General features: G+C 64.6%; 7 protein-coding genes. 2 read left to right on the plus strand and 5 right to left on the minus strand.

What is annotated here, in order from left to right:
* Positions 1-478 precede the first annotated feature (478 nt).
* Positions 479-1,264, plus strand: coding sequence for a glycosyltransferase family 2 protein (locus B3873_RS08585; protein WP_286865294.1), 786 nt, complete (start codon positions 479-481; stop codon positions 1,262-1,264).
* 29 nt (positions 1,265-1,293) lie between these two features.
* On the opposite strand, the gene B3873_RS08590 is transcribed toward B3873_RS08585, so the two are convergent.
* The 5 genes from B3873_RS08590 to B3873_RS08610 form a co-directional block, all read right to left on the minus strand.
* Positions 1,294-1,593, minus strand: coding sequence for a hypothetical protein (locus B3873_RS08590; RefSeq protein WP_227022689.1), 300 nt, complete (start codon positions 1,591-1,593; stop codon positions 1,294-1,296).
* 93 nt (positions 1,594-1,686) lie between these two features.
* Positions 1,687-2,403 carry an ABC transporter ATP-binding protein gene (locus B3873_RS08595; RefSeq protein WP_286865295.1) on the minus strand — a complete coding sequence of 239 codons (717 nt, stop codon included), beginning with the start codon at positions 2,401-2,403 and terminating at the stop codon, positions 1,687-1,689.
* Positions 2,396-3,154: an ABC transporter ATP-binding protein gene (locus B3873_RS08600; protein WP_286865296.1), complete on the minus strand. Its 759-nt coding sequence runs from the start codon at positions 3,152-3,154 to the stop codon at positions 2,396-2,398. Before B3873_RS08600 ends, B3873_RS08595 begins: the two co-directional genes overlap by 8 nt.
* Complete coding sequence (locus tag B3873_RS08605) at positions 3,151-4,374, minus strand: branched-chain amino acid ABC transporter permease (RefSeq protein ID WP_286865297.1); 1,224 nt, start codon at positions 4,372-4,374, stop codon at positions 3,151-3,153. Before B3873_RS08605 ends, B3873_RS08600 begins: the two co-directional genes overlap by 4 nt.
* A gap of 3 nt (positions 4,375-4,377) precedes the next feature.
* On the minus strand, positions 4,378-5,313 hold the full coding sequence (locus B3873_RS08610; RefSeq protein WP_034335684.1) for a branched-chain amino acid ABC transporter permease: 936 nt from the start codon (positions 5,311-5,313) through the stop codon (positions 4,378-4,380).
* A gap of 164 nt (positions 5,314-5,477) precedes the next feature.
* Here B3873_RS08610 and B3873_RS08615 point away from each other — a divergent pair.
* Positions 5,478-6,321, plus strand: an 844-nt coding sequence (locus B3873_RS08615; RefSeq protein WP_286865300.1) for a protein adenylyltransferase SelO family protein, incomplete at its 3' end; no start/stop codon positions are given.

Raw genomic sequence — 6,321 nt, forward strand, 5'->3', positions numbered from 1 at the left:
TGGGCAACCTGGCCGGTTTCGTCAGCCCCTTCCTGGTCGGCTGGCTCAAGGACACCACCCAGAGCACCAATGCCGGCATGTACGTGCTGGCGGCCTCGCTGGTGATCGGCGGCCTGCTCACGCTGAGCTTGCCGGCCAAGCTGGTCAACAAGTAAGACGGCCTGGCAATCCTCTTCGCATTCAGGTCGGCCCGCCACCTGCCTCCCGGCAGGTGGACTTGTTCATGAAGCTCCCCGCTTCAAGTTTACAGTGCCTGCTTTGGGCGCTATAGTTAGCCCCCAATAAAAGTCGATTCCGGGGGGGATCCCATCTTGCTGCATCGTCTGCCCGCCGGGCCGATGTCCATCGACACCCTGCACCTCTTCTACGTTCGCCGGGAGAGCATTGCCTGCCACCCGGACGAATGGCCTGACGATCTCCTTTCAGGATTACCGGCACAGGCCGCCTGACATCCACCGCCCACTACTGACTCATGACCATGCATATTGCGCCCGTGTTTTCCATCGTCGTCTCCACGCACCGCCGCCCGGCCATCCTTGAACGCGCTCTGCAATCCTTGCTGGCCCAGAGTTTCAGGGATTTCGAGATTGTCCTGGTCGCTGATGAAGGCACTGCCGCGACCAAGGAAGTCGCCAGCCGTCTGCTGCGCGAAACTGATGTCTTCCTCTGCCTGCCCGGCGCCAAGGGCCCGGCCGAATCACGCAATGCGGGTGTGCAGCTGGCGCGTGGCCGATTCATCCTGTTCCTGGATGACGACGACAGCTATCGGTCCGATTTCCTGCAAGCCATCGTCCAATGCAACCGCTTCCGCAGCGATGCCGTCAACTACGTGTCCTATAGCCAGGTGAGGGAAATGCGTACAGCCGAGAGCACCCAGGTGATCTCCAGCACCGACATCGATATGAGCGGCACCGACATCCGCGGCCTGCTGGTCAGCAATTTCATCCCCAACAACACCATCATCCTTTCCTCGTCCATCGCCAAGCGCCATCTGGTGGATGCCGCGCTGCAAAGCCATGAGGACTGGGATTACCTGATTTCGCTGGTGGTCAAATACGACTTCAATTTCCTCGGCATTTCCGGGCCGGTCGTGCACATCAATGAAGGCCAGAGCCGCAACAACGACGCGAAGTCCCAAGGTTCGATCGCCTTGGATTATTTGTCGATCTACCGCAAATGGCCGGCAAGCGACGACGACCTGCGCCTGCGTCGCAAGGAGATGCTGCGCACCCTGGGATTGGATTTGCCACCGGCCATGCTGTAATCAGAAGAGAAAAATCCGCACGCCCTGGATCAACGTCTGCGTTCCGATTGGCTTGCGGATTGCGGCTCCAGCAATGCCCGCATGGCCAGCCGCACCAGCTCGGCATGCCCCGCCTGCGGGAAACGCTGCCGCTGGCGAGCGATCAGCTGGTCAACCCGCATCCGGTCCCCGTGGCAGAGTTCGGTCATGCGGGCGGTCATCTCCAGATAGCCCTGCGGATCGTGCAAGGGCACATCCTCGCGGCGGACGTAACGCAACCAGGCGCGGTCAGCCGCATACAGGGCCAGGACGGCCAGGCAAATCAGCAGGGGCCAGAGCAGCATGAACATCTCCCGATCGGCTAAAGCGGGGATTGTGCGCGTCCCCTGATGGCCCGGCCATCGTGGCGGCACGAGAATTGCCCCCTTTCGCCGGCGATGGCCTCAGAGGGCCAGCCACTCCTGCTGCAAGGCCTGGTCCGCCGCCAGTTGCGCCGGCGTGCCACGAAAGACCATTTCGCCGCGTCCCATCACGTAAACCCGCTGTGACAGCTCCAGCGCCAGTGCCTGTTTCTGCTCGATCAGCAGCACCGCCACCTGCCGCTGGCGCAGCAGTTCGAGGTAATGAGCGACCTGCCCGACCATCTGCGGCGACAGGCCCTCGGTCGGTTCGTCAATCAGCAACAGCCGGGGATTGCCCATCAGTGCGCGGCCCAGCGCCAGCATCTGCTGCTCCCCGCCCGACAGCGCCCCGGCCGCCACCTTGTAGCGCCGTTCCAGGGACGGGAACAAGGCCAATACTTCCTCTTCGCGCCAGCCATCGTCCGGTACCGGCCCGCTCTTGCGGCCGAGCAGCAGATTTTGCTGCACGGTGAGCGCCGGAAAGACATCGCGGCTTTCCGGCACGTAGCCGACGCCGCGCTGCGCGATGGCGTAGGTGGCCAGACCGGCCAGCGAACGGTCCTCGAAATCGATCTCCCCCGTACTGCGCACCTGGCCCATCACGGCCTTGAGCAGGGTCGAACGGCCCGCGCCGTTGCGGCCCAGGATGCTGACGATCTCCCCGCGCGCCACCTCCAGCGAGACGCCATGCAGTACGTGGCTCTGGCCGTACCAGGCCTGCAGGCCAGTAATCCTGAGCAACGCAGAGGATTTATCCATGGGGCCTCCGGTCCAGATACAGCGCCTGGACATCCGGATTGGCGCGGATGCGCTCGGCGCTGTCGCAAGCGATCACGCGGCCGTTGTCCATGACCGCGATGCGGTCGGCCAGGCCGAAGACCACCTGCATGTCGTGTTCCACCATCAGCAGGGTCTTGCCGACGGTGACTTCGCGGATCAGCGCGACCATGGCGGCACTCTCGGCACGGCTCATGCCGGCGGTCGGCTCGTCCAGCAGGATCACGGAGGCATCGGCCGCGATGGGCACTGCCAACTCCAGGGCGCGCTGCTCGGCATAGCTCAGCTCGCCTGCGGCCACCTCGGTACGTTTGGCCAGACCGACCTTGTCCAGCACGGACAGCGCCCGCTCGCTGGCATCGCGCAACTGGCCGATGCGGCGCCAGAAAGCATAGCGGTAGCCCAGCGTCCACAAGAGCGCGCAACGCACATTCTCAAAAGCGCTCAGGCGCGGGAACAGACTGGTGATCTGGAAGCTGCGTGCCAGTCCCAGCCGGTGAATCTGCTGGGGCGGCTCGCGCGTGATGTCGCGTCCGTGCAGCAGCACGCGGCCGGCATCGGCGCGATAGCGTCCCGAGACGACGTGGAACAGGCTGGATTTGCCGGCTCCATTCGGCCCGATCAGGGCACAGCGCTCGCCGGGCTGCAATTGCAGATCGACACCACACAGGATCTCGCTGCGGTCGAAGGCCTTGTGCACATCCTGCAGTACCAGTGGCAAAGGGGCCGTCATCGCGCCCTCCCCGAACGTTGCCAGGCCACCAGCGCACCCGCGCCCACCACCACGCAGAGCGCTGCGAGGCCCCACGGGGCAGCGGCATGAACGTCGATGCGCCAGCCCCACAGCATCAGCGATGCAGCACCTTCGCCGGTATCGGCGAGGCTGCCCAGGCTGGCCTGATACGCCATCTCGGTCGCCAGGATGACGCCCGTCAAGGTACAGAATGCAGCTGCCAGCCACCATGCCAGGCGCCCCGCAAGGCGCGCATTCACCTGCCCGCCTTGCAGCAGGTGCCAGCTGCGGTCGATCAGGCTGGCCAGCCCGCCCGGCGTAGTCATCACGATCAGGATGAAGAGCGCACCCAGATAGAACTGCCAGGCCTGCGTATAGGCCGACAACCAGGAAGAAAACAGCACCCCGACCACGCCCCCGATGACGGGCCCGTAAAAATAGGCGGTGCCACCGATGAAGGTGAACAGCAGGATGGTGCCGGAGCGCAGCGCTCCGACGTATTCCGCACTGACGATTTCGAAATTGATGGCCGACAGCCCGCCAGAGACGCCGGCAAAGAAAGCCGACAGGATCAAGGCCAGATAGCGCACCCGCTGCGGATCGTAGCCGAGGAAGGCGGCGCGTTCGGGATTGTCGCGCACGGCATTGAGGATGCGGCCCAGCGGCGTGTGGCGCAGCGCATGGATGGCGACGGCACAGACCAGCAGCCAGCCGGCGATCAGGTAATACACCTGAATCTGCGGACCGTAGCTGATCCCGAGCACGGGCTCGCCGATGACGCGGTTGCCCGAAATGCCGCCCTCCCCGCCGAAAACCTCGGGAAACATCAACACGCAGGCCGAGACCAGTTCCACCAGTCCCAGCGTGATCATGGCGAACGTCGTGCCGGCGCGACGCGTGGTGAGATAGCCCAGCACCACCGCACAAAGCGCGCCGGTCAGGCCGCCGGCCAGCGGGACCAGCGTCACCGGAAAGGCCAGCACGCCATCGGCCATGCGGTTCATCAGGTGGATGGCCCCAAAGGCGCCCAGGCCGGAATACACCGCATGCCCGAAAGAAAGCATGCCGCCCTCGCCCAGCAGCATGTTGTATGAGAGGCAGAGCAGCACCATCGTGCCCATCTGCGACAGCAGCGACAACGCCGCGCTCTGCGGAAACACCAGCGGTGCGGCCAGCAGCATCAGGGCAAAGAGTAGCCAGGGAAGCACGATCCGTCGCATGGCTCAACTCTCCCGCCGGCCCATGAGGCCCTTGGGACGCACGATCAGCATCACCACCAGCAGCAGATAGGGCAAGACCGGTGCCACCTGCGCCAATGTCAGCCGCGCCAGCGGTGCCAGCGCGCTGCCGGACGGCACCTGCAAGCCCAGGCTGGCCAGCGAGACATCCAGCGCCACCGCAAAGGTCTGCATCATGCCGATCAGCAGGGAGGTGATGAAGGCTCCGGCCAGCGAGCCCAGCCCGCCCACCACCACCACCACGAAGATGATGCTGCCGACGGCCGCCGCCATCCCCGGCTCGGTGACGAAGGCATTGCCACCGATCACGCCTGCCAGCGCCGCCAGTGCGCAGCCGCCGCCAAATACCAGCATGAACACGCGCGGCACGTTGTGGCCCAGCGCTTCGGCCATCTGCGGATGGGTCAGCGCGGCCTGGATCACCAGTCCGATGCGGGTATGGCGCAGCAACAGCCACAAGGCCAGCAGCATCAAAGCCGCCACCAGCAGCATGAAGCCGCGATAGACCGGAAAGGCGGTCGAATACAGGGTAAACAGCGTGCCGTCCAGTTCGGGCGGGATGCGATAAGGCACCGGCGAGCGGCCCCACACCAGTTGCACCAGTTCCACCACCAGATAGGACAGACCGAAAGTGAACAACAATTCCGGCACATGCCCATAGCGATGCACGATGCGCAGGCCGTAATGCTCCACCAGCGCCCCGGCCACACCCACGATCAGGGGCGCCAGCAGCAGCGCCCACCAGAATCCGAGGACGCCAGCCAGTGCGTAGGCAACATAGGCACCCAGCATGTAGAAGCTGGCATGGGCGAAATTGGGCACGCCCATCATGCTGTAGATGAGCGTCAGGCCCGAGGACAGCAGGAACAGCAAAAAGCCGTAGCCCAGGCCGTTCAGGAAGGTGATCAGCGCGAATTCCAAATTGCCAGCCTTGCGGGGAGATGCCGTATCGAGGAGGTTGAAGAGCTTGCCGCGTCCGGCCAGGCGCGGCAGGACGCAAAAGTGCAGCGATCCTATGGGATTCGCGCTTCTCTGTCAAAATAGCGGATTGCGGCCCGGTCCGGGCTGCGCGCCACAGGCTGACCATGACGCAATCCTATCCGCTGCCCCCTTTCGGGAACCGTTTCGCCGAACTGCCGCCGGCCTTCTATACCCGGCTGCAGCCCACGCCCCTGCCCGCGCCCTACCTGGTCGGATTCAGCGAGGCAGCCGCGGCCACGGCCGGGCTGCCACGGCCGGCCGATGAGCACTTCAGCTTCCTCGACATCTTCGCCGGCAACCTGATCCCGCCCGGTTCGACGCCGCTGTCGGCGGTCTATTCCGGACACCAGTTCGGCGTCTGGGCCGGCCAGCTCGGCGATGGCCGCGCCATCACCTTGGGCGACCTGCCGGCCGCCGACGGCCAGGGACGCATCGAGCTGCAGCTCAAGGGCGCGGGCATGACCCCCTATTCGCGCATGGGTGATGGCCGTGCCGTGCTGCGCTCCTCGATCCGCGAATTCCTCTGTTCGGAAGCCATGGCCGCGCTCGGCATCCCGACCACGCGCGCCCTGACCGTAATCGGCTCGGACCAGCGCGTCATGCGCGAAGCCCCGGAAACCGCCGCCGTCGTCACCCGCATGGCCCCCAGCTTCATCCGCTTCGGTTCTTTCGAGCACTGGTATTACAACCAGCGCTTCGATGAACTGAAGATTCTGGCCGATACCGTACTCGAACAGTTCTATCCGGAATTGCTGCCTGAAGAGAACCCGTATCAGGCCCTGCTGAAAGAAGTCACCCGCCGCACGGCGACGCTGATGGCGCAATGGCAGGCCGTGGGCTTCATGCATGGCGTGATGAATACCGACAACATGTCCATCCTGGGCCTGACGCTGGATTACGGCCCCTTCGGCTTCATGGAAGCCTTCGACGCCCGCCACATCTGCAACC

It is taken from the genome of Herbaspirillum sp. UBA812, assembly GCF_002296545.1.
GTDB classification, from domain to species: Bacteria; Pseudomonadota; Gammaproteobacteria; order Burkholderiales; family Burkholderiaceae_D; genus Herbaspirillum; species Herbaspirillum huttiense.